The organism is Sulfurihydrogenibium subterraneum DSM 15120, from assembly GCF_000619805.1.
Classification (GTDB): Bacteria; Aquificota; Aquificia; order Aquificales; family Hydrogenothermaceae; genus Sulfurihydrogenibium; species Sulfurihydrogenibium subterraneum.
This window is the reverse complement of sequence record NZ_JHUV01000002.1, coordinates 1-24,385: the sequence shown is the minus strand read 5'-3', so window position 1 is coordinate 24,385 and position 24,385 is coordinate 1. Positions and strand designations below refer to the sequence as shown.

31 protein-coding genes are annotated in these 24,385 nt (G+C 31.9%); 18 read left to right on the top strand and 13 right to left on the bottom strand.

Annotation, left to right across the window (positions count from 1 at the left end; genetic code table 11):
• Positions 1-267 (bottom strand): helix-turn-helix domain-containing protein (locus tag Q385_RS0100455; protein WP_028949787.1); only part of this gene is annotated, 267 nt, incomplete at its 3' end.
• Positions 268-365: 98 nt separating this feature from the next.
• Entirely contained in the window at positions 366-1,259 is an 894-nt protein-coding gene (gene lpxC / locus Q385_RS0100450; RefSeq protein WP_028949786.1) for a UDP-3-O-acyl-N-acetylglucosamine deacetylase, read from the bottom strand.
• A gap of 128 nt (positions 1,260-1,387) precedes the next feature.
• On the opposite strand from lpxC, the gene Q385_RS0100445 reads away from it, so the two are divergent.
• On the top strand, positions 1,388-2,257 hold the full coding sequence (locus Q385_RS0100445) for a DUF86 domain-containing protein (RefSeq protein WP_028949785.1): 870 nt from the start codon (positions 1,388-1,390) through the stop codon (positions 2,255-2,257).
• Here Q385_RS0100445 and ruvA read toward each other — a convergent pair.
• The 7 genes from ruvA to Q385_RS0100410 all read right to left on the bottom strand — a co-directional run bounded on the left by ruvA (position 2,235) and on the right by Q385_RS0100410 (position 7,455).
• Positions 2,235-2,780 (bottom strand): Holliday junction branch migration protein RuvA, encoded by a 546-nt coding sequence (gene ruvA, locus Q385_RS0100440; protein ID WP_028949784.1) that lies wholly within the window; start codon positions 2,778-2,780, stop codon positions 2,235-2,237. The two genes, Q385_RS0100445 and ruvA, sit on opposite strands and share 23 nt — an antisense overlap.
• Positions 2,773-3,834, bottom strand: a complete 1,062-nt coding sequence (gene rlmN, locus Q385_RS0100435) for a dual-specificity RNA methyltransferase RlmN (RefSeq protein WP_028949783.1) — start codon at positions 3,832-3,834, stop codon at positions 2,773-2,775. The genes ruvA and rlmN overlap by 8 nt, the downstream gene beginning before the upstream one ends.
• Complete coding sequence (locus Q385_RS0100430; protein ID WP_028949782.1) at positions 3,812-4,249, bottom strand: M67 family metallopeptidase; 438 nt, start codon at positions 4,247-4,249, stop codon at positions 3,812-3,814. Before Q385_RS0100430 ends, rlmN begins: the two co-directional genes overlap by 23 nt.
• 106 nt (positions 4,250-4,355) lie before the next feature.
• A complete protein-coding gene (locus Q385_RS0100425) occupies positions 4,356-5,231 on the bottom strand; it encodes a 4Fe-4S binding protein (protein WP_028949781.1) in 876 nt (291 codons plus the stop codon).
• Positions 5,232-5,275: 44 nt separating this feature from the next.
• Positions 5,276-5,926, bottom strand: coding sequence for a phosphoribosylglycinamide formyltransferase (gene purN, locus Q385_RS0100420; RefSeq protein WP_028949780.1), 651 nt, complete (start codon positions 5,924-5,926; stop codon positions 5,276-5,278).
• 9 nt (positions 5,927-5,935) lie between these two features.
• Complete coding sequence (gene purM / locus Q385_RS0100415) at positions 5,936-6,958, bottom strand: phosphoribosylformylglycinamidine cyclo-ligase (RefSeq protein WP_037919279.1); 1,023 nt, start codon at positions 6,956-6,958, stop codon at positions 5,936-5,938.
• A gap of 14 nt (positions 6,959-6,972) precedes the next feature.
• Positions 6,973-7,455 carry a phosphatidylglycerophosphatase A family protein gene (locus Q385_RS0100410; protein WP_028949778.1) on the bottom strand — a complete coding sequence of 161 codons (483 nt, stop codon included), beginning with the start codon at positions 7,453-7,455 and terminating at the stop codon, positions 6,973-6,975.
• Between the two features lie 158 nt (positions 7,456-7,613).
• Between Q385_RS0100410 and Q385_RS0100400 the strand changes: the two genes are divergently transcribed.
• The 6 genes from Q385_RS0100400 to Q385_RS0100375 all read left to right on the top strand — a co-directional run bounded on the left by Q385_RS0100400 (position 7,614) and on the right by Q385_RS0100375 (position 13,167).
• Positions 7,614-8,159, top strand: a complete 546-nt coding sequence (locus tag Q385_RS0100400; RefSeq protein WP_156925186.1) for a thiamine phosphate synthase — start codon at positions 7,614-7,616, stop codon at positions 8,157-8,159.
• 64 nt (positions 8,160-8,223) lie between these two features.
• Positions 8,224-8,502, top strand: coding sequence for a hypothetical protein (locus Q385_RS0100395; RefSeq protein ID WP_037919278.1), 279 nt, complete (start codon positions 8,224-8,226; stop codon positions 8,500-8,502).
• Positions 8,503-8,506: 4 nt separating this feature from the next.
• Positions 8,507-9,073 carry a YqiA/YcfP family alpha/beta fold hydrolase gene (locus Q385_RS0100390; protein ID WP_028949775.1) on the top strand — a complete coding sequence of 189 codons (567 nt, stop codon included), beginning with the start codon at positions 8,507-8,509 and terminating at the stop codon, positions 9,071-9,073.
• A complete protein-coding gene (carB, locus tag Q385_RS08730) occupies positions 9,070-10,656 on the top strand; it encodes a carbamoyl-phosphate synthase large subunit (protein ID WP_037919276.1) in 1,587 nt (528 codons plus the stop codon). The genes Q385_RS0100390 and carB overlap by 4 nt, the downstream gene beginning before the upstream one ends.
• Complete coding sequence (locus Q385_RS0100380) at positions 10,656-11,894, top strand: molybdopterin molybdotransferase MoeA (protein ID WP_028949774.1); 1,239 nt, start codon at positions 10,656-10,658, stop codon at positions 11,892-11,894. The genes carB and Q385_RS0100380 overlap by 1 nt, the downstream gene beginning before the upstream one ends.
• A complete protein-coding gene (locus Q385_RS0100375; RefSeq protein ID WP_028949773.1) occupies positions 11,887-13,167 on the top strand; it encodes a beta-barrel assembly-enhancing protease in 1,281 nt (426 codons plus the stop codon). The genes Q385_RS0100380 and Q385_RS0100375 overlap by 8 nt, the downstream gene beginning before the upstream one ends.
• Here Q385_RS0100375 and Q385_RS0100370 read toward each other — a convergent pair.
• Positions 13,164-14,393, bottom strand: coding sequence for a sensor domain-containing diguanylate cyclase (locus tag Q385_RS0100370; RefSeq protein WP_028949772.1), 1,230 nt, complete (start codon positions 14,391-14,393; stop codon positions 13,164-13,166). The two genes, Q385_RS0100375 and Q385_RS0100370, sit on opposite strands and share 4 nt — an antisense overlap.
• Before the next feature lie 4 nt (positions 14,394-14,397).
• The gene (locus Q385_RS0100365; protein ID WP_028949771.1) at positions 14,398-15,600 is read right to left on the bottom strand and encodes an EAL and HDOD domain-containing protein; all 1,203 of its coding nucleotides are present in this window, start codon (positions 15,598-15,600) and stop codon (positions 14,398-14,400) included.
• 104 nt (positions 15,601-15,704) lie between these two features.
• Here Q385_RS0100365 and rpsP point away from each other — a divergent pair, with 104 nt between their 5' ends.
• The gene (rpsP, locus tag Q385_RS0100360) at positions 15,705-15,941 is read left to right on the top strand and encodes a 30S ribosomal protein S16 (protein WP_028949770.1); all 237 of its coding nucleotides are present in this window, start codon (positions 15,705-15,707) and stop codon (positions 15,939-15,941) included.
• A gap of 22 nt (positions 15,942-15,963) precedes the next feature.
• A complete protein-coding gene (locus Q385_RS0100355) occupies positions 15,964-16,203 on the top strand; it encodes a KH domain-containing protein (RefSeq protein WP_028949769.1) in 240 nt (79 codons plus the stop codon).
• A 14-nt stretch (positions 16,204-16,217) separates the two neighbouring features.
• On the opposite strand, the gene tsaE is transcribed toward Q385_RS0100355, so the two are convergent.
• A complete protein-coding gene (gene tsaE, locus Q385_RS0100350; RefSeq protein ID WP_028949768.1) occupies positions 16,218-16,607 on the bottom strand; it encodes a tRNA (adenosine(37)-N6)-threonylcarbamoyltransferase complex ATPase subunit type 1 TsaE in 390 nt (129 codons plus the stop codon).
• 72 nt (positions 16,608-16,679) lie between these two features.
• On the opposite strand from tsaE, the gene dapA reads away from it, so the two are divergent.
• The 7 genes from dapA (at position 16,680) to Q385_RS0100315 (ending at position 21,621) form a co-directional block, all read left to right on the top strand.
• The gene (gene dapA, locus Q385_RS0100345) at positions 16,680-17,561 is read left to right on the top strand and encodes a 4-hydroxy-tetrahydrodipicolinate synthase (protein WP_028949767.1); all 882 of its coding nucleotides are present in this window, start codon (positions 16,680-16,682) and stop codon (positions 17,559-17,561) included.
• A 105-nt stretch (positions 17,562-17,666) separates the two neighbouring features.
• Positions 17,667-18,482: a Gfo/Idh/MocA family protein gene (locus Q385_RS0100340; protein WP_028949766.1), complete on the top strand. Its 816-nt coding sequence runs from the start codon at positions 17,667-17,669 to the stop codon at positions 18,480-18,482.
• 10 nt (positions 18,483-18,492) lie between these two features.
• On the top strand, positions 18,493-19,548 hold the full coding sequence (locus tag Q385_RS0100335; protein ID WP_028949765.1) for a DegT/DnrJ/EryC1/StrS family aminotransferase: 1,056 nt from the start codon (positions 18,493-18,495) through the stop codon (positions 19,546-19,548).
• Positions 19,549-19,552: 4 nt separating this feature from the next.
• Positions 19,553-19,969 carry a hypothetical protein gene (locus Q385_RS0100330; protein ID WP_028949764.1) on the top strand — a complete coding sequence of 139 codons (417 nt, stop codon included), beginning with the start codon at positions 19,553-19,555 and terminating at the stop codon, positions 19,967-19,969.
• A 12-nt stretch (positions 19,970-19,981) separates the two neighbouring features.
• Positions 19,982-20,446 carry a 6,7-dimethyl-8-ribityllumazine synthase gene (gene ribH / locus Q385_RS0100325; RefSeq protein ID WP_028949763.1) on the top strand — a complete coding sequence of 155 codons (465 nt, stop codon included), beginning with the start codon at positions 19,982-19,984 and terminating at the stop codon, positions 20,444-20,446.
• Between the two features lie 4 nt (positions 20,447-20,450).
• The gene (nusB, locus tag Q385_RS0100320) at positions 20,451-20,930 is read left to right on the top strand and encodes a transcription antitermination factor NusB (protein WP_028949762.1); all 480 of its coding nucleotides are present in this window, start codon (positions 20,451-20,453) and stop codon (positions 20,928-20,930) included.
• Positions 20,896-21,621, top strand: coding sequence for a metallophosphoesterase family protein (locus Q385_RS0100315; RefSeq protein ID WP_028949761.1), 726 nt, complete (start codon positions 20,896-20,898; stop codon positions 21,619-21,621). Before nusB ends, Q385_RS0100315 begins: the two co-directional genes overlap by 35 nt.
• On the opposite strand, the gene Q385_RS0100310 is transcribed toward Q385_RS0100315, so the two are convergent.
• Positions 21,599-22,072, bottom strand: coding sequence for a nucleoside deaminase (locus Q385_RS0100310; RefSeq protein WP_028949760.1), 474 nt, complete (start codon positions 22,070-22,072; stop codon positions 21,599-21,601). The two genes, Q385_RS0100315 and Q385_RS0100310, sit on opposite strands and share 23 nt — an antisense overlap.
• Before the next feature lie 47 nt (positions 22,073-22,119).
• Here Q385_RS0100310 and Q385_RS0100305 point away from each other — a divergent pair, with 47 nt between their 5' ends.
• Positions 22,120-23,664 (top strand): class I SAM-dependent DNA methyltransferase, encoded by a 1,545-nt coding sequence (locus tag Q385_RS0100305; RefSeq protein ID WP_028949759.1) that lies wholly within the window; start codon positions 22,120-22,122, stop codon positions 23,662-23,664.
• Positions 23,665-23,932: 268 nt separating this feature from the next.
• Positions 23,933-24,385, top strand: a 453-nt coding sequence (locus Q385_RS0100295; RefSeq protein ID WP_028949758.1) for a restriction endonuclease subunit S, incomplete at its 3' end; no start/stop codon positions are given.

The following is a 24,385-nucleotide window of genomic DNA, read 5'->3' as shown; positions in this document are numbered from 1 at the left end:
TTTTCTTGTGTTTATTGGGGTTTTAGGTTTATCGTAAAGACCTTCAAGTCCATCTTTTTCATATCTTTTTAGCCATTTATAGAATGTGTTTCTTGATATTTTGAAGTATCTGCATGTTTTTGAGATGTTTTTGTTTTTTTGGTAATACTGTATCCATTTAAGTCTTTTTTTAGCTTCTCTTGTTAATGGGACATCTTTTATTTTGTTTGATAGTTTTTTTGGAAAGAGTTTTGTTATATACATTGGCGTTCCTATAATGCCTTTCATTTTACCTACCTCCTGTTTAGTAAATTTATTTTACAGGGGTAGGTGTTCACTGTCTATATGAACTTATACAAATGTTAATATTGGTTTCGAAACAAAAGTCAACCTACCTTTAGTAAGGAAGATTCTTTTATAATGTCCCTTATCTCTGACGCTGGTTTTATAGAGATTGAGTCTGTATACAGTAAAGCCTTTACAAATTCAGCGTTTAATCTGTGTCCACCTTTAAATGAGTAGATTTCCCCTATTATTGGATATCCAAGTAAGTATAAGTCTCCTACTAAGTCTAAAACTTTGTGTCTTACAGGTTCATCTTCAAACCTTAAACCTTCTTGATTTAAAACAGTATTGTTGTGAAAAACAATTGCATTTTTTAAAGAGCCACCTTTTGCAAGTCCTAAACTTTTGAGATACTCTACCTCTTCTAAAAAGCAGTAAGTCCTTGCAGAAAATAAACCCTTGTAAGACTCTTTATCGTTTGGTATGTATGTAAAGGATTTTTTTCCTATAATATCATTGTTATAGTCAGCTTGGTAAGTAAATTTTGTTATACTTGAAGGTTTTCCTTCTATATATTTATCCCCTTGATTTATGAAAACAGGGCTTTCTAAAATTGCGTAAAACTTTTCTTCGTTTAAAGTTTGTATACCTGCACTTTTAATCGCATCTACAAAATCTTTACTACTTCCATCTAATATAGGAAGTTCCTCTTCATCTATCTCTATATATATATTGTCTATTGCTGTAAAGTAAAAAGCTGCCATAAGATGTTCAACGGTTCTGATTGCGACTTCGTTTTTCATCAAAGAAGTAGAATAATCAAAACTATGTGTATACTCTATTTTTGCAGGGATAATTGTATTCTTTCTTATAAAGTTTATTCCTTCATTCTTTTTAGCTGGATATAGCTTTACTTTTACCTTTTTCCCTGTATGTAAACCTATTCCTTCTATTATGACTGGCTTTTTTATAGTCCTTTGAAATTGGCAAATCATATTAATCTCCCGCTACGATTTTCAAAATACATTAGGCAAAATTCATGCCTAAATTTTTTTCTTAAAAATGCTAATATATTGTAGTAGAGTGTTTAGCACTTTTGCAAATTTTCCAAAAGGTGAAAAATATGCTTAATATAGAGTTTTTAAACGAGAAAGCTACAAAGGTAAACAATGCCCTAAAAAAGGTATCTAAAATACTTGACGTGGGAGAAGATGAGTTTTTAAAAACGCCGATGTATCCTGATAGGGTAAAATACTATCTAATAATACTTTACGATGAACTTGAAGCTATAGCCTGTCATATTTTATCTAATATACATAACGAAAAGATAAAAGAAAACTGTTTGGAGAAACTTTCCCAAGAAGGTGTATTCTCAGAAAAGTTAAATAGATTATTCCAAGACTTTGTAAAGTTTAAAGTAAATCTGTTTGAAAGTGGCTTTAACTACTCAGAAAAAGAGCTCTACCACTTATCAAAAGAGATTGTAGATACACTTTCAAATTTATTCTTAAAGGAGCTGGCAGAGGTAGTTAGACAACTGAAAGAAAAACAGCCAAAATTAGCTGTCCCTGTTAACTTAGTTAAACTAAATCATCATGCATCTGTAATAAAAGGTGAAGTAAAGAGACTTGAACCTTTTAAAAAAATCTCAAAGGAAGAGTTTTTAAATAGTAATTTTGCAATTGATAGAAGCAGATACTTTTTAGTAGTTGCAATAGATAGTGCATTGTGGATATGTAGGCATTTATCAAGGCAGATAGGTTTAAAACCAAGTAAAGACTGTTTTAAAAATTTAGGAGAAAATGGTGTAATATCTCAAGATGTTGCTCAAAAACTGTCTTTGATTTCATCTTTAAGGGACGTTTTAGCAGACCCTACAAAAGAGGTTGATAAAGAGTTATTATACAACCTTGTAAAATCAGAGTTTGAAGATGTTTCCAATAGGTTTATCGTAGAAGTAGCTAAGTTTATCAAGTATGGGAAGCAAGAGTAGATATTGCTTTTTTTAACACTTCTTCTAAATTATCTTCTACCTTTAAAATCTCTTTTACTACTTTATAAGACTGGTCTTTATCAAATCCTAAGTTTATCAGGGTTTTTACAAGGTCTTGAATTAAAGAGTTTTCAGGAAAATATATCTTACCTTTTAACTCTACTATTATTCTTTGAGCTGTTTTTTTACCTATTCCTTGAACTTTTGTTAAGCTCTCTATATCTGACTGGTCTATTATATCTATAAACTCATCTACTGAAAATGTACCAAGTATAGCCAAGGCGTGTTTTTCTCCTACTCCGTGTATCTGAGTAAGTTTGTTGAACAACTCTTTTTCTTGCTGTGTTTTAAAGCCTATTACACGGATTTCTTCTTCTTTTACTTTTAAAACTGTATATACTTTGTCTTCATCTGAAAACTTTTCACAATCAGGAACGTAAATTAGTATTCCAAAACCGTCTTTTTCTACAATAATTTTATTTTTATCTAATTTTGTAATTTTTCCTTTTATAAACTCAAGCATTTAAAAAGAGTATCTCCTTTTTTCTCAGCTGACCGCAGGCTGCGTCTATATCTCTTCCTTTACTCCATCTTATAAAGGTTGCTATGTTGTTGTCCCACAATACTTTTTCAAAGGCTAAAACTCTACTTTCTTCTGGTCTTTCAAAATCAGAAGCAGGATATGGGTTAAATGGAATAAGGTTTACCTTAAATCTGTGTTTGTCTTTTTTAAGAAGGTTTACAAGTCTTTTAGCATCTTCAACTGTATCATTTACATTCTTTATTAGGACGTATTCAAGTGTAATTCTCCAGCCAGGTTTTAAAGGTAGTTTTCTAAGTAAATCCATAAGGTCTTCTAAAGTGTTTGTTTGAGATATAGGCATAAGGTAAGCCCTTTGGCTTTGGTGAGATGCATTTAAAGAAACTGCAAGTTTTACCTGTGGAAAGTCTTTATCTTCAAACATTCTTTTTATTTGGTGAAGTATTCCACTTGATGAGATTGTTATCTTTCTGTGAGACAACTTACACATATCAGGATGGGTAAATATCTGAACAGATTTTTTAACGTTATCATAGTTTGCAAGTGGCTCTCCCATTCCCATATAGACAATATTTGATATTCTATTTTCTTCTTCGTCTCCTAAAAATCTTTGAACATTTATGTACTGGTCAACAATTTCTGCCGTCTCAAGATTTCTTATAAGACCGTCTTTTGTTGTGTAGCAGAACTTACATCCTACCGCACAACCTACTTGAGTAGATACACAGAGAGTTTTATGATTTTTTTCGTTTATTAAGACTGTTTCTATAGTATTTCCATCTTTTAGCTGCCATAAAAACTTCATACTACCATCAATTTTAGACTGCTGATAGGTAAGTAGTTTTAATGGGTTTATTTCACATTTCTCTTTTAAAGTCTGTCTTATCTCTTTTGACAGGTCAGTCATCTGGTCAAAAGACTCAACTTTTTTGTTGTATAGCCACTTTGTAATCTGTTTAGCTCTAAACTTTGGCCATCCGTTTTCTACTACAAAATTTTCCAGCTCTTTAAAGTTAAAATTTTTTAAGTTGATCATTTTCTACAACAACCTCTTCTTCAAATTTTCCATCTTTTAAAAAGAAGCTTCTATAAGATACTGCTTTTGCATTTTGAACACTTACTATAATATATGACATATCTTCAAGGGCGTAAAGTAGGTCTGTTTGAGATGGTCTGTCTGGATGGTCTGGGTGAGAGTGGTATATCCCTACTATCTGTAAACCTTTACTGTCAGCGTAATTTTCTACTCTCATGTAATCTTTTGGTGAGATGTCAAACCTGTCATTCGCTCTTTCTTTGTTTTGATTTTCTACTTGAATTACTTCAAAAACTTCTCGTAAATTTCTTTCATAATCTTGTTTACCTATTAAAAAGCCACATATTTCATAAGGATATCCTTCTTCTGCCTGTTTTTTTATTTCATCTAAGAATTGTTTTTTTATTGTCAGCAAAGTGATACCTCCAATGTTTAATTAATATTATAAAATAAAAAAGGGCTTCCCTTTGACGGGAAGCCAGAGGAGGGGATTTGGGAGGGGGGAGGGGGTCTATATAAAATTAATGTTTTTGCAGAGATTTTCCAGATATAAAGTCAGGGTCTCTTGGAGGTAGTTCTTTAACGATACCCATAGCAACTGGTAAACATTTTTCTGATTGAGCTTTTGTACAAGAGTCTATACAATTATAACACTCTATACAAGCGGCTATTCCTTTATAAAAGTCGTTTATGTAAGCCATCCTTCTTGGGTCTAACGCCATAGGACAGTTTTTCACACACTCTCTACAGTCAGTGCAAGCATCTACGTTTACTAATGTAGGTTTGTAAAGGTGGTGATAAGGTGTTATTTTCTGGTAAATTCCTGTAGGACAGAAGACTCTACACCATCTTTTACCTATGAAAAGTTCAAAGTAAAATATTCCAGTCATGCCTAAAAAAACAAGCCACATAGGTATAAAAGAAGGATTTGTTTCATAGAAGAAAACTCTTAAATCTGTAACCCAGTTTAAAAATAAAAGTGAAAAAAGTATTGATGTGATTACGGTAAATAATATGTAAGTAATTTTCTGAGCTGATTTAGATGTTGGAGTCCACCACATTCTTCTAAATTTTTCTTGTAGTTCTGCAAACCAACCACCAGGACATATCCATCCACAAAAAACTCTTCCAAGTATAAGGTTTAGGACTATAACAAGAATTGCAAATATACCACCGGCAAATATTACTGGAGCAAGTCCTTCAGCTAAAGAAACAGGTTTACCAAAAATGAAGGACTGATTTCTCGCTATGTCTATTTTTACAATGTTAAATGTAGGAAGAACGATGAGTAAAAAGATAACCGTTAAATATGCTATATTTCTAAGAACTGTAAATTTATTTTTTTCAAAAAAGCTTGGTTGTGGACAACTTTGTCCTTGTGCTACTGTAGTTGACATAGCCACACCTCCGGTTAATATTCACTAACTATTATACACTTTTTTTAAAAATCTTCAAGGGCTGGATTTACAGGTATAGTTCCGTACTTTGCATCTTTAACTATCACTTTTCTTCCTTCAACTAAAACTCTGTCTTCTAATATCCATTTTATTGCCTGAGGATATATTCTGTGTTCATAACTGAGTATTCTTTTTGATAAAGTCTCCTCTGTATCTTCTGGTAATACTGGGACTACTGCTTGAATGATAACAGGACCGCTGTCTAAATCTTTAGTAACAAAATGAACAGAACAACCTGTAATAAGCGACCCAAACTCTAAAGCTTGTTTTTGTGCGTTTTTTCCTTGAAAGGCAGGAATTAAAGAGGGATGTATGTTTATGATTTTTCCTTCAAAAGCATCAATAAACTCATCACTTAGTATTCTCATGTATCCTGCTAAAACAATTAAATCAGGATTTTCTTTTTTTATAAGCTCTGCTATATATATATCGTACCCTTTTCTTGAAGAGAAAAATGAAGGGTCTATAAATTTTGTTTTTATCCCATAATTTTTTGCTATCTCTAAACCTTTAGCTTCTTTTTTATTAGATAAAACCAAAGATATTTTTGCGTTTATCTTTCCATTTTCGATAGCATCTATTATGGCTTTTAAGTTAGAGCCTCTTCCGGAGATAAGTACTACTAAATTTTTCAAATTCTCTCCTTAAATAATATTGACTGATTTTTCTCCTTCTTCTAAATAGCCTATTATGTACGGTTTTTCTCCTAAATCTTCAAGGATTTTGATAGTTTCTTTCTCATCTTTTTTATCTATAGCTATAATCAAACCTATTCCCATATTGAATGTTTTATACATCTCTTCTTTTGTAACGTTTCCTTCTTTCTGTATCCATTTAAACACAGGTAAGACTTCCCAAGAACCTTCTTCTATAACTGCTTTAAGACCATCTCTTATAACTCTGATTAAGTTTCCAGAGATTCCTCCACCTGTTATATGTGCAATAGATTTTATATCTACCTTTTCTGATAAGGTTAGAACAGTATTAACATATATTTTAGTTGGGGTTAAAAGCTCTTCTCCTAAAGTCTTACCAAACTCTTCAAAGTAGTCTTTATAGTCATATCCTTTTATTTCTACTATCTTTCTAACCAAAGAGTAGCCATTACTGTGAACTCCTGACGATGCAAGACCTATAAGTATATTCCCTTTTTCTGTTTTACTTCCATCTAACATTTTCTCTTTTTCTACAATACCCACTGCAAAACCTGCAAGGTCGTACTCGCCTTCATCATACATTCCGGGCATTTCTGCAGTTTCACCACCTACTAAAGAACATCCTGCTATTTCACATCCTTTTGCTATGCCTTTAATAACCTCTACAGCTGTCTGTGGTTTTAATTTTCCTGTGGCAAAGTAATCAAGAAAGAATAGAGGTTTAGATGTAGTTGTAATTAAGTCATTAACACACATTGCTACAAGGTCTATTCCTATTGTGTCATGTTTATCAAGAATTTGAGCAATTTTAAGTTTTGTACCTACTCCGTCAGTTGAAGAAGTTATAACAGGGTTTTTATACTTTGCAATATCTAAAAGGTATGCTGAAGCAAAACCGCCAATTGGCGTTATCACATTTTTTGTAAAAGTTTTTTTAGCGTATCCTTTAATCTCTTCTACAAATTTGTCAGCTTTTTCTATATCAACTCCAGCATCTTTGTAAGTCAGCATTTTAAACTCCTTCTTTAAAATTTAAAAATCCAGATTAAAGAGTGTAAAGTCATCCAGCTGTAAATCCCTGCCATAACATCATCTACAACTATTCCTACACCCATAGGGTACTTTTCAAGAGCTTTTATCGGAGGTGGTTTTACTATATCAACAATTCTAAAGATTATAAAACCTAAAATAAAGTAAGTTAAAGCTTGATTTAACTCTATTTTAGAAGGGTCTATACCTAACATTGTAATCATATACCCAGCTATTTCATCTATACTTACAAAAGATGGATCTTTGTCATTATACAATTTACTGATTTCGTAAGAAGCCCATATACCTATGAATATAACAGATAATGTTATGGATATTTGAGCCATTAAGCCTTTATTCCAGTAAAGATAAAAAAACGGTATTGCACCTAACGTTCCTACAGTACCGGGAGCTATCGGAAACTTTCCTAAATAAAAAGAAGTTGCTAAAAATAAAGCTATTTTTTCTTTTAAACTCATTTTTACTCCGATATTATTCAAAATATGATATAATTATATCATATTGGAGGTGAGACTATGGACGTAGGTACTTGGTTTCCCATCATAATCTTAGGAATGGTAATATTCACTTTTGTTATTTTCGGAATTTTTGTTTACTTAGACAGAGATAAAGAGTGATGCACAGGTTTTACTTTATTACAGATAGAAAAAAGTTTAAAAAACCTTTTTTAGATACTATAAAAGAAGCTTTAGACAAAGGTGTAAGACTTATTCAAATCAGAGAAAAAGACCTTTCAGATGATGAATTGTACGACCTAACAGATAAAGTTTTAGAAGTATCAAAAGGTTATGATGCTAAAATTTTTATAAATTCAAGGGTTGATATAGCTTATATGTTAGGATTAGACGGCGTTCACCTTACTTCAAGAAGCGTTCCTGTAAGTGTTGTTAAAAGAAAGTTTCCCGATTTAATCGTTGGTAAATCTTGCCACAGCGTAGAAGATATTTTAAAGGCTCAAGAAGAAGGAGCTGACTATGTTTTTATATCTCCTATTTTTGAAGTAGAAGGTAAAGGGAAACCTATAGGTATAGAAGGGCTAAAAGAAGTTTTAGAAGTTGCTAAGGTTCCTGTTTACGCACTTGGAGGTATCAACAACTCTAACATTGAAGAAGTGCTTAAAACTGGTGTTTATGGTATAGCTGGAATACGATTCTTTTTATAAAAGGAGTAGGGTAGTTGTCTATTGAAAAAGCTCCTCACGATGGGTGATAGAAGGTGAAGAAAAAATGATGACATTAACAGAAAAATGGAAATTAGAAGGTTTAAAAAAAGGATTAGAGGAAGGATTACAGCAAGGATTACAGCAAGGTTTACAACAAGGTTTAATTTTAGACGCTCAAGACTCTATCATTGAAATTTTAGAGACTAAGTTTGAGTTTGTTTCTGAAGATTTGAAAAATAAAGTAAAGTCTATCAATGATTTAAACATATTAAAAGATTTAAGAAAAAAAGCCGTAAAAGTTAATACTATTGAAGATTTTTATAAAGTATTAACTCAGGAGTAATGTTATGAAAATACTTTATATCCACGGATTTAACTCAGCTGGCTACGGTGATAAGATAAACTATCTAAGAGAAGCCTTTAAACCACGAAACGTTATATCTCCAACTTTACATTATGACCCTGAGGAAGCTGTATCTCAGCTTGAGTTTTTAGTAGATGCAATAAAGGAAAAAGATGAGATGTATATATTTGGCACTTCTTTAGGAGGTTTCTATGCCCTCTACTTAACAGAAAAGTTTAAAGTCCCGAGTGTTTTAATAAATCCTTCTATAGACCCTTACACTTCTCTACAAAAACAAGTCGGACATCAGAAGAATTTTAAAACAGATGAAGAATATATATTTACTCAAGAACATCTTGAGAAGCTAAAAAATTATTATGTTAAAGATTTAGACCCTTTAAAAGATTTAGTTTACATTTATTTAGATGAAGAAGACGAGCTTTTAGATAGTAGAAAAACAGCGGAGTACTTTAAAGGTTTTCACGTTGTAATGTATCCCGGTGGTAATCACCGTTTTACCCATATGAAAGAATTAATAGAAGATTTTAAAAAAATCTTGGAGGCAAGATGAAGAAAGTAATTATTTTAGGAAGTGGACCTAACAGAATAGGTCAAGGTGTTGAGTTTGATTACGCTTGCGTTCACTGTGTATGGTCTTTAAGAGAAGAAGGATATCAAGCAATAATGGTAAACTGCAACCCTGAGACGGTTTCTACAGATTATGATACTTCCGATAAACTCTTTTTTGAGCCAATAGTTTTAGAAGATGTACTTAACATAATAGAAAGAGAAAAACCTGATGGTGTTGTTGTCCAGTTTGGAGGTCAAACTCCTTTAAAACTCGCAAAACCTCTTGAGAAGTTAAATGTCCCCATATTAGGAACATCTCCTGAAAGTATTGATATAGCAGAAGACAGAGAAAGATTTAGAGACCTAATTATAAGTTTAGGTTTAAAACAACCAAAAAGCGGTGTAGCAAGGTCAAAAGAAGAAGCAATACAAATTGCAGAAAATATAGGATATCCAGTTTTAGTAAGACCTTCCTACGTTTTAGGCGGAAGGGCAATGAGATTGGTTTACGATACTTCAGAACTAATTGAGTATATACAAGAAGCTGTATCTGTAACGGAAGATAAACCAATCTTGATAGATAAGTTTTTAGATGGAAGTATTGAGGTTGACGTTGATTGTGTTTGTGATGGTGATGACGTTTTAGTTGGAGCTGTGATGGAACATATTGAAGAAGCAGGAATTCACTCAGGAGACAGTGCAACTTGCATCCCCCACTACACCCTTGATGATGAAGTTGTAATAAAAATAAAACAACAATCAAAAAAACTTGCCAAGGCTCTAAATACCATAGGACTTATAAATATTCAGTATGCAATAAAAGACGGAGAAATATATGTAATAGAAGCAAACCCCAGAGCTTCAAGAACAGTTCCTTTTGTAAGTAAAGCTATCGGCTATCCTTTGGCAAAAATTGCATCAAAAGTTATGGTAGGTAAAAAGTTAAGAGAGATAGTCCCTCAAGTCTTCCAAATAAAAGACTTTCATCCAGCTTCTGACTTTTTACCAGTTGACTTTCCTTATTACGCTGTTAAAGAAGTGGTGTTTCCGTGGAACAGATTCCCAGAAGTAGACCCTGTACTTGGTCCTGAGATGAAAAGTACGGGAGAAGTGATGGGAATAGACAAAGACTTTGGACTTGCTTACTGGAAAGCTCAAGCAGGTTCAGGACAGATACTACCTCAATCAGGCAACATTTTTATTTCAGTAGCGGATAAAGATAAACCGCAGGTAATAGATATAGCAAAACAACTTTTAGACCTTGGCTTTAAAATATACGCCACTTCCGGAACTTATAGATTTTTACAAGAAAATGGTATTCAGGCAACCCTTGTAAACAAACTTTCGGAAGAAAGACCAAACATTGTAGACAGAATAAAAAATGGTGAGATCGCAATGATTATAAACACTCCTTCTGGAAAGAGAGAAAGGTCTGATGCATACTATATAAGAAGGTCGGCAGTAGCTACTAAAACACCATACTTTACAACTATTAGGGGAGCTTCTGCTGCAGTTATGGCGATAAAATCATATAAAGATAAAGGTTTAAACGTCATTGCATTGCAAGATATGGAGGTATCATAATGTTAACTTATCAAGAGGCTCTAAATGTAATACTGGAAAATACAAAAATTTTAGGAAAAGAAAAAGTATTTTTAAACTCTGCATTAAACAGAGTTTTAGCAGAGGACATAGTAGCAGACAGAGACAATCCACCTGCTGATAACAGTGGTATGGATGGTTTTGCAGTAAAGTATGAAGACATAGTAGGTGCAAGTGAAACAAATCCAGTAGTTTTAAAGATATTCGGAGAAAGTAAAGCTGGAGACATTCCACCTGTGCTGGAAAAAGGCTATGCAATACCTATATATACAGGAGCTCTCATTCCCCAAGGAGCTGACACAGTTATACAAAAAGAGTTAACCAAAGTTGAAGATGGCAAAGTATACATATACAAAGAGTTAAAAAAAGGTTCAAACATAAGACCAAAAGCAGGAGATTATAAAAAAGGAGATATTTTAATAAAATCAGGAAAAACTTTAAGACCAGCAGAAATAGGAATACTTTCTTCAGTAAACAAACCTACCGTTTACGTTTACCAAAAACCCAGAGTTGCAATAATAACAACAGGAGATGAAATTTTAGACTTAGCAGAATCTATAACAAAGGAATCTCAGATAAGAACCTCTAACACATATTCTCTTTACGCTCAAGTACTGCAAACAAGTGCATATCCTACAGTTATAGGATTTGCAAAAGATAATCCAAAAGATATCAGAGAAAAGCTAAAGTATGCTAAAAACTTTGATGTAGTCCTTACAACAGGTGGAGTATCGGTAGGAGAGTACGATTTAGTTAAAGATTTTGTAAAAGAAGTTTTAAATGTAAATATTCACTTTTGGAAAGTTGCAATAAAGCCAGGAAAACCCCTTGTTTTTGGAACTTGGGGTGAAGATAATCAAAAGCTGTTTTTTGGTATTCCGGGCAATCCAGTTGCATCTATGGTTGTTTTTGAGGTTTTTGTAAAACCTGCTTTAAGGAAGATGATGGGATATGAAAAACTATATAATCCTGTTATAGAAGCTGTTTTAACAGAAGATTTTAATAGAAAGTCAGCAGAAAGACTTGAATTTATAAGAGTTAATGTTGAGTATAAGGACGGTAATATTTATGCAACACCGTTTGGAAAACAAGGTTCTAACATCCTAACAGGAATGGTTAACGCCAATGGTCTTGGTATTATTGATGTAGGTGTTGAATCGTTAGAAAAAGATAATAAAATTAAAGTAATGTTATTTGACACGGAGTTTTTGTATGGTTAGAAAGTTAGGGATTTTTAGTCTATTTTTATTATTCTTTGTTTTGTCCTGCGCTACAGTTCAAGACCCATTAACAGGTAAAACTACTTTCACTTTACTACCACCAGATCAAGAAATAGCCATAGGAAGAAAAGTAATTCCAGAGGCTATAAACGGAAATGATGGACTTTATCCTGATGAAGAAGTTCAAAACTACATAAAAAATTTGGGATACAAAATAGCATCAAAATCTCCAAGGCAGGTTGATTATCAATTTTTCTTGGTTAATTCAAAAGAAGTAAACGCATTTGCTCTTCCAGGTGGACCAGTTTTTGTAAACAGAGGACTTATCCTTATATTAGATAACGAGTCTGATCTTGCAAGTGTAATGGCCCACGAGGTAGGACACATCACAGCAAGACACCACGCAAAATTTTTAGAAAAAACCTACGGAATGAATATTCTTTTAAATATTTTAGCTGTTGCTACATCAAACTCTCAGTATCAACAAGTTGTAATGCAATTAGCACAAGTATCAGCAGGATTGCTACAACTAAAGTACAGTAGAGACCAAGAAAGCGAAGCAGATGCACTTGGAGTCAGGTTTACCTACGAAGCTGGATACGACCCAAGAGGTTTAATATCTACATTTGAAAAATTCAAATCTATGGAAAAAGTAAGCGCACCTAAGTGGCTTTTATCCCACCCACTACCTGAAGACAGAATAAAGAGTGTTTCTTACCTTATACAAACAAAGTATCCTGACAGGCTTCTTCTCAAAAAAGATAGCGAAGAGTTCAAAATCATAAAGCAGAAATTGTTAAAAACAAATGAAAGTTTTGAGTTAGTAGAAAATGCAAAAGAAAACATAAAGAATAAAAATTTTTCTGTAGCATTGTCAAACCTTAACAAAGCTATATCACTTTATCCTAATAACAATGCGGCTTACACTTACAGAGCTTTTGTTTATTATGCTTTAAAAGACTATCAAAAAGCTTATTTAGACTCAGTTAAAGCTTACAACTTAGATAAAACTTACTTTTTACCAAGATTAATTTTAGGAGCTTCTTTGGTAAAATTAAATCAGTATAAAGAGGCAATAATCGTTTTAGAAGACGCAAAAAAACTTATAGATAGTAATCCAGACCTTTATTACTTTTTAGGAGTAGCTTATCAAGAATACGGAAATAAAAACCTTGCAATTGAAAACCTAAAAACAGCTCTTAGTCTAACCGACGGAAAAAGAGGATGGGAAAGTGATGCAAAATTAAGGTTAAGAAATTTAGGTTATATTTAATAAACAACTTTGTTTCTTCCTGATTCTTTAGCCTGATATAGTTTTTTATCAACTTCTTCTATCACTTTTTCTGTATGTTCTGTTGGATTTATTTCTTTAACTCCAAAACTTGCAGTTATCTTAATTTCTTTTCCATTGTATATTAAAGGTGTATTTTCTAAAGATTCTCTTATTTTTTCAGCAATCGCCACAGCTTCTTCTAACGAAGTGTTTGGAAGTAGAATTATAAACTCTTCACCACCGAATCTAAATACGTAATCAGATTTTCGTAAATTTTGTTTTATTATTTTAACAAAATGTTTTAGAGCTTCGTCTCCGGCTAAATGTCCATAAGTATCGTTTATCCTTTTAAAAAAGTCAATATCTGCAATTATAATTGATATAGGAAGTCCTGTAAGCTCAGAGATTTCAAAGTGTTTTTGTAAAATTAAGTTAAATCCTCTTCTTGTTAGAACTCCGGTTAATGGGTCTTTAGAAAATTCGTAAGCCAAAAGTTTAGTGTTTAAGTAAGAAAAGTTGTTAATAATCTGCAGTAGAAGATTTTCTATTTCATTTAAGATGAAGAATAATTCTTTATAAAATCCTTGATTTTTATAGCTTTGAGATATTTCTATTAAGTTATGAAAGTTTTTATGTATGAATCTAATGTTCTTATATATTATCTCTTCTTCTATAAGTTGCTTTCCTTCATCTTTTAACCAGACTCCAAACTCACAGGATTTGTGGTCTATATTATTAAATTTTTCATCAGTAATAATTGAATATAAAAAACTCCTAAAATAATTAATATGTGATTTTAAAGGTTTAGAAAGTTGGTAAATCATCTCATTAGGTATTATATGGTTTTCTAAAAATGTTAAGTTGTTTATTTTTCTTTTAGTATAACTTTCAACGTAACCTTTTGAAAACGAATTTACTATGTCTTCAAAAAGCCTTTCTATCCTTTTAGCTTCTCTTAAATCTATGTTATTAGGTAAGTGGGCTATAAAATTTTTCCTTAAAAACTCAAAAAGATATATCGCTTCAACAAAAATAACATCACTTTCTGCAAAAAATAATCCTATCTCTCCAAATTGTTCAACCTTATTTTTATCTTTTAGTGTTTGAGTGAGTAAATCTTTTATTTGAAATAGACTTTCTTTACATAAAAAAGATTTAAAATTTTTCTCAACGTATGTCAAAAGTCTGGAAAAAATTATGTCAATTTTTTCTTCTGTTATAACCATAGTATTACCTCACTATCTCAAAGATCATATCTATCCATTTATATGTTTCAACAGTAATAACACCTATCTCTTGATCTGATAAACCATAATCTTTCTTAAATATTTTTATTTCTGAAAAATTATTTTTTTCTACATTTATTACAAAGTTTAATAACTCTCCGAAATATCCCAACCTTTCCGTTAAAATCTTTTCAAATTCTTGAGATAGTTTTAGCTCATTTAAAATTGTTTTTATATCTACTTTAAATATCTTTTCTGCTAAAGATAAAACACCAACTAAAAACGCAGTATCTGCTATGTTTTGATCAGGGTTAATTTTTAAGCTCAATAATTCCATAAATTTACCTCTAAACAGTGCCATTTTAACAGATTCTATATCTGTATCATTTTTAGCTACAGAAATCATAGAAATTAAAAGCAGCCAACTTAAAATGTTCTTTTTTCCCAAATAAATAACAGCTCTATTTATTGACGTAATAGGATTTGCTAAGTAAAAGAATGATGAGTTTACATACTTAAGTAATGCTACACTTATAGCAGGACTTGCTTTTATCGCTTCTGCAATATCGTTTAGATCGTCTTCTTCAGATACGTATCTGATTAATTTTAAAACTTCTAATTTATTAAAACTTTCTTCTTTCGTAGTTAACTGCTCTGGTTTTGTAAAAAATTCTCCTTCAAAGAGTTTAAATCCAAGCTCTAATGCTTTGTTAAAATCTTCATTATTTTCAACGTCTTCTGCTTTTAATGTAAAAGGTAATTCTAAGGAAAAACTTATAAATTTTTCTTTTTCTAAGTTAAAGTTTTTTAAGCTTACAGATAGATATTCAAATATACTTGCAACAGACAAATATGTATCTGGATTAAATTCTCCTTCTGAGAATTCTAAGGAAAAAGTAAATCCTTCTTCCTTTAAAGCCTTTAATTTTTCTATAAATGTTTTGGACTTTAGATATTTTGATTCAACTTCCAAGATAAATATTTCCTTATTTATTAAATTTATAAATTCTGTAAAAATTATTACATCCGGGTGAACCTTTATAAAGGCATTCTTTCCACTTAAAAATTTTTTTATATCAAGTTGAGATATGGTGTAGTATAAATCTTTTATCATCTGGTTTAAATCAGATTCTTCTCTCTCATACTTTATTTCATAAGCATAGAGATTTTTCTGAGTATCAAAAACAGGAATTTTACATAAAACCATGTTAAAAACCCCTCTTTTATTTTAAGGATGTAAAAATTATAGCATTTGTTAAATTTTTTTGCTATAATATCTTATTCAAAAACTTTGTGAAGGAGGTTAACCTTTTGGTTAAAATAAGACTTGCAAGAGCAGGAAGGAAAAAGCATCCAGTTTTCAGAATGGTAGTTATGGATAGTAAAAAGCCGAGAGAAGGAAAAGCCATAGAGTATTTGGGAACATACGACCCAATATTAAAAACCGGAAATGTTAATGTAGAAAAAGCAAAAGAGTGGATCAGTAAAGGAGCTCAACCTACTGAAAGGGCGCTTAAAATATTGAAATCTTTCGGATTAGAAAACTAACTGCTTGAAAGGAGGTATAGTGATGAGCAAGCTTACAGAAATTGTAGAACAAATGGCAAGAGCTATTGTTGATTATCCAGAAAAGGTAGAAGTAAAAGAAATTGAAGGTGAAAAAACTACAGTTGTTGAGCTTAAAGTAGCTCCAGAAGACTTAGGAAAAGTAATTGGAAAACAAGGTAGAACAGCAAGAGCTATGAGAACTATATTAGCTGCTGTTTCAAGAAAAGCAAATAAGAAAGCAGTTTTAGAAATATTAGAATAATTTTTATAAGGGGGTTATCCCCCTTGTATTATAAATAACCTATTGTCATTTTCTAATTGCTGTACGTTAATTTTATAGTTATAATCTATATTTTCTTTAGGCCATTCAATTATGATTAACCCTTTACCAATAATGTCTGAAATATCAAAGTTATTTATCCTGTACATATCTAAATGGTATATATCAAAATTTTTCCCCTCGTACTGATTCATTATTCCAAAAGTAGGAGATGTTATCTCTTCTTCAACACCTAAAGCTTTCAGTAAATACTTTGTAAAAGTTGTTTTTCCAGCTCCTAAGTCGCCTTCAAGTAGGATAACTTCGTTTCCTTTGAGTTTTTTTGAAAACTCTTTTGTAAAATTTTCTAAATCTTTTAAATCTTTTATTAAAACTTTTTCTTCCATTTGATACACAACCTTGTAAGTTTGTTAAAAACCATCTATAATTATTTTATCATTTTAAAATCGGAGGATGTTATGTTTTACGGCTCTGTCGTTGCTCTTATAACACCGTTTAAAGATGGATCTTTAGATAGAAAATCCTTAAAAAAGTTAATTGAGTTTCATATAGAAAATCAAACAGATGCAATAGTTGTAGCTGGAACAACGGGAGAATCACCTACTTTAACATATGAAGAACATGAGCTTTTAATTGAGCTTGCTGTTGAGTATGCACAAAAAAGGATACCTATAATAGCTGGGACTGGAGCAAACTCTACCCACGAAGCTATACTACTTACAAAGTTTGCAGAAAAGGTAGGAGCTGACGCTTCTTTGCAGGTAGTACCTTATTACAATAAACCTACTCAAGAAGGAATATACCAGCACTTTAAAGCAATCGCAGAAGAAACAAGCTTGCCACTAATCCTTTACAACATACCTTCAAGAACTGGTGTTGATATGCTACCAGAAACTTTTGCAAGACTTTACTCTGACTTTCCAAATATAATTGGAATAAAAGAGGCAACGGGAAATGTTGCAAGGGTTTCTGAAACTATATCATTAACAAACGAAGAAGTTTTAATACTATCTGGAGATGATGCTTTAACTCTTCCTATGATGGCTGTTGGTGCAAAAGGAGTTATTTCCGTTGCAAACAACATAATTCCAAAAGAGATATCTCAAATGTGTAAATTTGCATTAGAAGGCAAGTTTGACGAAGCTCTGAAAATCCACAACAAATACTGGGACTTATTTAAAGTACTGTTTATAGAAACAAACCCTATACCTGTAAAAACAGCTGCATACCTTATGGGGCTTATAGAAAGTGGTGAATTAAGACTACCTCTTTATTACATGAACTCTAAAAATGAAGAAAAGTTAAAGGAAGTTTTAAAGAACCACGGACTTATTTCTTAATTTTGCAAATTTTCAAAAAGACGTTTTTAGAATTTTAATTAATTTCTAAGAGTTTATTTTGGTATAATTTTTGCTTATTTTTCTAAAAAAGTTTTGGGGTGTGTTTTGAAGGTAGGTATCGTTGGCATAGGCAATATGGGAAGTAAATACGTTAATAAATTTAGAGAGTTAAACTTAGACTACGTTCTTATAGATTCTAATCAATCTCAGTTTGAAAAGTATCCAGAAGATGTACCAAAGTATACAGATTTGGACAAAGCCCTTGAAAAAGAAAATATAAACTTTTTATTTGTTGCCACATCTCCAACTTCACACATTCCTATAGCAAAAAAAGCTATTGAAAGAAATATAAACGTAATGGTAGAAAAACCACCAGCACTTTCAAGAAAAGATTTTGAAGAGGCTTTAGATTTCGCATACAAGAATGATGTTATCTTGGCTGTATCAGAAATAGAGCTTAACTCAAGTAGTGTCAGGAATTTACAATTAAATCATAAAGTTGAGAATGTTGAAGGTTATAGATTAAACTTAGGAAAAGGTTATATAAATCCTTTTTTTGACCTTGCATGGCACGACTTATACATATTTAACTATATTTTTGGAGACTTTTTCATAAAAAAAGTAAATATAGAAGGAAACAATGTTTATGTAAATGCAAAATCTGATAACGCCGAGTTTAATCTTCAAGTTGCATGGTTAAATCCTTTCTTAAAAAGAAGCTGGCATTTAAAATCAGGCAAGGAAGAAACCTTATTAGACTTTGTAGAAGATAAAATAGTTTACCCATCAGGTGAAGTTGTAGAAAAAGATAATGTTGATAAGCTAAAATTAATGATAGAAAACTTTATTAAAAATCCATCTTACGAAAGTTCCCTAAGAGCTTTAAACATTCTAAAAGAAATAGAAAAAATTAAGATATAAAGGAGACAGTATGATTCCGATAATTAAACCTTTTTTCGGAAAAGAAGAGGAAGAAACAGTCTTAGAAATTATGAGAAGTGGACAGATAACGAGAGGAAAATGGACTTTAAAGTTTAGAGAAAGTTTTAAAGATTATGTAGGAGTTGCGTTTTGTCATACTGTTTGTAGCGGTACAGCTGCACTGTATATTGCACTAAAAGCAATAGGTATAAGTAAAAAAGAGGACATAGTTATAGTCCCTTCTTTAAGTTTTATGGCAACGATAGATGCAGTTATAATGGCAGGCGGAACACCTGTTGTTATTGATGTTGATGAAAGTTATACAATAGATGTAAATCAGTTAGAAGATGCGATTAAAAAGTATAATCCAAAAGCAGTTATCCCTGTTCATCTATTTGGTCAAACTGCAGATATGGAAAGAATAAAGGCCTTATGCCAAGAAAAAGATGTAATAATTTTAGAAGATGCAGCACAGGCACACGGGGCAGAGTATAAAGGTAAAAAAGCAGGAAGTTTAGGAGATTTATCTGCTTTTAGTTTCTATGCGTCTAAAAACGTTGCGATGGGAGAAGGAGGAGCCATACTTACAAATTCTTCTTACCTTGACGAGAAAATTACAAACTGGATAGAGTTTGGAGACCATCCAGCTTTAAATCTCAGGATTACAGAGTTTCAGGCAGGTATAGGATACTGGCAGTTAAAAAGATTAGAAGAGACTAACGAAAAAAGAAGAAAGATAGCTAAAATCTATAATGAAGAGTTTAAAGATTTACCAGGGTTGATACTTCCTCAGGAGCTGCCAAACAGAAAACACGTTTATCACATATACGCTCTAAGACATCCAGAAAGAAACAAAATAGTAGAAAAGCTTATAGAAAACGGCATAGGTGCAAGAGTTTACTATGAATATACACTACACCAACTTAGAAATGCAGATCATCTACCTTGCGACTTTGGAGAAAGATGTAGTAGAGAGCTTTTTGCAATTCCAATTCACGCCTCTTTAACAGAAAAGGAAGTTGAATATATTGTTGATACTGTTAAAAAAGTAATTATGGAGGTGTAAATCAATGAAAAAATTTTTATTTGCATTAATTTTCGGATCTATAGCTACATCCTGTGTTGTAGTTTCAAGGCCTGGTGGTACGGCTGTTATAATAGATACTCCCAATAAAATTGTTGTAAATCCAAGGATTGTCTACGTACCAAGATATGATGTATACGTAATAGATGATGACAGAGTTGAAGTTTACAAATACAAAAATAGATGGTACTGGTATAAAGGTGGCGTTTGGTATGTAGCCGAAAGATATGAAGGTCCTTGGATAATCTTAAGAGGAGAACCACCAATTGCAATACCCCCTGGTCAGCTAAGAAGAATGCAAGTTCATGAAAGAAATGAAGAGATAAAATTTTTCAAAGAGTTAGAAAAAGAGAGAAAACATGAAGAAAAAGAGTGGAGAAAGCACAATAAATGGGATGATTAATGGAGGTTGTCTATGAGAACAATAGAAGGTAATTTGACGGCGGAAGGTTTAAAGTTTGGTATCGTTTTAGGAAGGTTTAACAGCTTCATTACAGAGAGACTCTTAGAAGGAGCGATTGATTGTATATTAAGACACGGCGGTAGTAAAGAGAACATAGATGTTGTAAGAGTGCCGGGTTCTTTTGAAATTCCTTTAATAGCTAAGAAGTTAGCAAAATCCGGAAAATACGACGCTATTATATGTCTTGGAGCTGTAATAAGAGGGTCAACACCACATTTTGACTATGTTGCGAACGAAGTAACAAAGGGAATAGCTCAAGTATCTTTAGAAACAGAAGTCCCTATATCTTACGGTATTTTAACAACAGATACAATAGAACAGGCTATAGAAAGAGCCGGAACAAAAATGGGTAATAAAGGTTTTGACGCAGCCTTAACAGCTATAGAGATGGTAAACATAATAAGACAGATAGGATAGCTTAATGAAACAAAACATAAAAAATATACAAAGACAGGCGAGAGAACTGCTACTAAAAGTCTTTTACACCTTTGACCAAAAAAATGAACCTTTAGAAGATATTTTAAAAGAGTATACAAACTTAAAAGAGATAAACCCTGAAGCTGTAAATTATGCTAAAGAAATAATCTTATTTTTTAATGAAAAGAAAGAAGTTATAGACGAAATGATAAAATTCCATCTTCAAAAGTGGAGATTTGAAAGATTAGGATACATAGAAAAAGCATTATTAAGAATTGCTATATCTGATTTTCTTAAATTAAAAGAAGAAGGCAAAGAAGAGAATTTTATGATAAAACGAATAATATTTGATACGTTAGACTTGGTAGAATGTTATACAGGTTCAAAAAAATCTGTAAAATTTGTAAATGGAATTCTTGGAAGAGTAGTAAGGGAGTTGTTTAAAGGATATGAGGATAGCCTTTATATCAGATCTACACAGTAATATATACGCTGTCGAATCTTTAGAAAAAGATTTGAAAAAAAGAGATGTAGATAAAATCATATGCCTTGGAGATATTGTAGGTTATGGAGCGAATCCTGTAGAAGTTGTAGAGTGGGTAAAAGAAAACTGTGATTTTTCTTTACGAGGTAATCATGATACCTTAGTATCAGATGCTGAACCTATAAATATGCACAATCCTTATACACTAAAAGCTGCTTTTTATAACTCAGAAGTTTTACAAGAGAAGCATAAAGAATTTTTGAGGTCTTTAGAAAAAGATTATGAAGATGATGAGATGGTTTTAACCCATGATGAACCTTGTATCCCCGGAAGTATGGAATATATAACAAAAATAAAAGAGGCAAAAGATACATTTTCAGCCTTTAATCAAAACTACTGCTTTTACGGACATACACACATAGCAGGGATTTTTGAAAAAGATAATGAAGAAGTAAATTTCATTAAAGAATCTTTTATAAAGTTAGACCCTGCTAAAAGATATCTAATAAATCCCGGAAGTGTAGGACAACCGAGAGATAAAGACCCAAGAGCATCTTACCTTATCTTTGATAAAGGAAAATTAACGTTAGAGTTTATAAGAGTTGAGTATGATATAGAAAAAGCTGCAAAAGATATATTAAATGCTAATCTGCCACAGCTTTTTGCTTTTAGACTTTATCGTGGCGTTTAACTTCTCTTAACACTTTAAAAAAATCTTTCAATAGTTTTTCTGCTCTTTCATCAGGAATATAGGAATACTCTAATTTAAAAGGTAATTTTTTATCATCAAATACAGTGTACTTACTTAAAACTGCACCACCTTTTTCATCTTTTGCAAGAAACACAACTTTTTTTATTCGAGCTTGCATAATTGCACCAGCACACATAAGACATGGCTCTAAAGTTGTGTATAAAATAGTATCATCTAATCTCCAGCTTTTAAGTTTTTTACATGCTCTTTCTATAGCGACAATTTCTGCATGGTATAAAGCATTTTTTTTAGAAATTCTAAGATTGTGCCCTTTTGATACAATCTCATTATCTTTCACTAAAACAGCTCCTACCGGAACATCACCTTTTTTTAATGCTTTTTCAGCCTCTTTTATAGCCAAATCAATAAATTTAGTGTTAATATCTTTCATGTTAAGTATTATAATATTTTTCAAAAAAGTTTAGAGAGAAACAAGATATGGCAAAGAAAAAAGAAAATTTAGAATCTTTTGAGCAAGGGCTTTGGAAAGCTGCTGATAAGCTAAGAAAAAATATTGATGCTGCAGAGTATAAACATGTTGTTTTAGGACTTATATTTTTAAGGTACATATCAGAAGCATTTGAAGATTTATACGAAAAATTAAAAAAAGGTGAGGGAGAATACGAAGGAGCAGACCCAGAAGACATAGACGAATATAAAGCGGAAAATGTATTTTATATACCACCAGAAGCAAGATGGAGTTATCTGAAAGCTCATGCAAAAGACCCTGAAATCGGAAAAATAATTGACAACTCAATGGAACTTATAGAAAAAGTAAACCCATCACTAAAAGGTGTTTTACCCAAGGTTTATGCAAGGGGAAACATTGACCCTATAAGTTTGGGAGGACTTATTGACCTTTTTAGTAATATTTCAATAGATGAAGCAAAGGAGAAAACATCAGATATATTAGGTCATGTTTTTGAGTATTTTTTAGGACAGTTTGCTTTAGCTGAGGGTAAAAAAGGCGGTCAGTTCTACACGCCAAGAAGTGTTGTTGAGCTTTTGGTTGAGATGCTTGAGCCTTATAAAGGAAGAGTATTTGACCCTTGTTGTGGAAGTGGAGGAATGTTTGTTCAGTCAGAAAAATTTGTTTTGGCTCATCAAGGAAAGATAAACGATATATCAATCTATGGACAGGAGAGCAATCAAACAACTTGGCGACTTTGTAAGATGAACCTTGCAATAAGAGGAATAGACAGCTCGCAAGTAAAATGGAATCCTGAAGGGTCTTTTTTAAACGATGCACACAAGGACTTAAAAGCTGATTTTGTAATAGCTAATCCACCTTTTAACGACAGCGATTGGAGTGGAGAATTACTTAGAAACGATGTAAGATGGAAGTTTGGAGTCCCACCCGTTAATAATGCTAACTATGCATGGATACAACACTTTATCTTTCACCTTGCACCCAGCGGAAAAGCAGGCTTTGTTTTATCAAAAGGTTCTTTAACTACAAAACAAAAAGACGAGTACGAAATAAGAAAAAATATAATTGAAAGCGACCTTATAGATTGTATTGTAAATCTTCCGTCAAAACTCTTTTTAAATACACAGATACCAGCTTGTCTGTGGTTTATAAGGAAGAATAAGACAACAAGAAAGGGGCAAATCCTTTTTATAGATGCAAGGGATATGGGACAGCTTATAAACAGAAGGCAAAGAGTATTAACAGAAGAAGATATAAGAAAAATTGCGGATACTTACCATAAATGGCAAAAAGAAGATGGAAGTTATGAAGATATAAAAGGATTTTGCAAGTCTGCAACTATTGAAGAAGTAAGACAGCTTGACTATGTTTTAACACCCGGTCGTTATGTAGGACTGCCTGATGAAGAAGATGATTTTGATTTTGAAGGGAGATTTAGTAAGTTAAAGGCTGAATTTTTGGAGCTGTTAAAAGAGGAAGAGAGACTTAATAAACTAATACTTGAAAATTTGGGAAAAATAGAGATAAAAGTAGAAGGCGATAAAAATGATTAAAGGAATAGATAAAATTTATAAAAGCAAAGCTTTAGAAAGGTTTAAAATAGCAAAAATTTCTAAAGAAAAAGAATTATATTAATATTGAGTTTGATTATGAGGATAAAGCAAAATTGTTAAATATATTTGAATATGTTAAAGAGGTTATGGAAAATGGCTATCGTTAAAGAAATAATTGGGAATTTAAATATAAAAAGTAATATACCAAACTTACAATGAATTTTAAATCTTTTGAAGGATGAAGGATGAAAAATGAGGTAAAAGAAAAATGAGTGAAAAACTGCCTAAAGGATGGAAAAGGGTTAAGTTGGGAGAGGTAGCTATTGTTAATCCTTCTGAAATATTAAAGAAGGGAACTCTTGCTAAAGAAGTACCAATGGAAGCATTACAACCTTTTACAAAAAAAATTTATACTTATCAAATAGGATTATATAATGGAGGTGCAAAATTTAGGAACGGTGATACGTTAGTCGCAAGAATTACACCAAGTTTGGAGAACGGTAAGACAGCATATGTTGATATTTTAGAAGATAATGAAATAGGATTTGGTTCTACAGAATTTATAGTTTTAAGAGGAAAAAAGGGAATAACAGATAGTCATTTTTTATATTACTTTGCTATTTCACCAGATTTTAGAGATGTAGCTATAAAATCAATGACTGGTAGCTCAGGGAGACAACGAGTACAAACAGATGTAGTTTTGAGTTATGAATTTTTATTC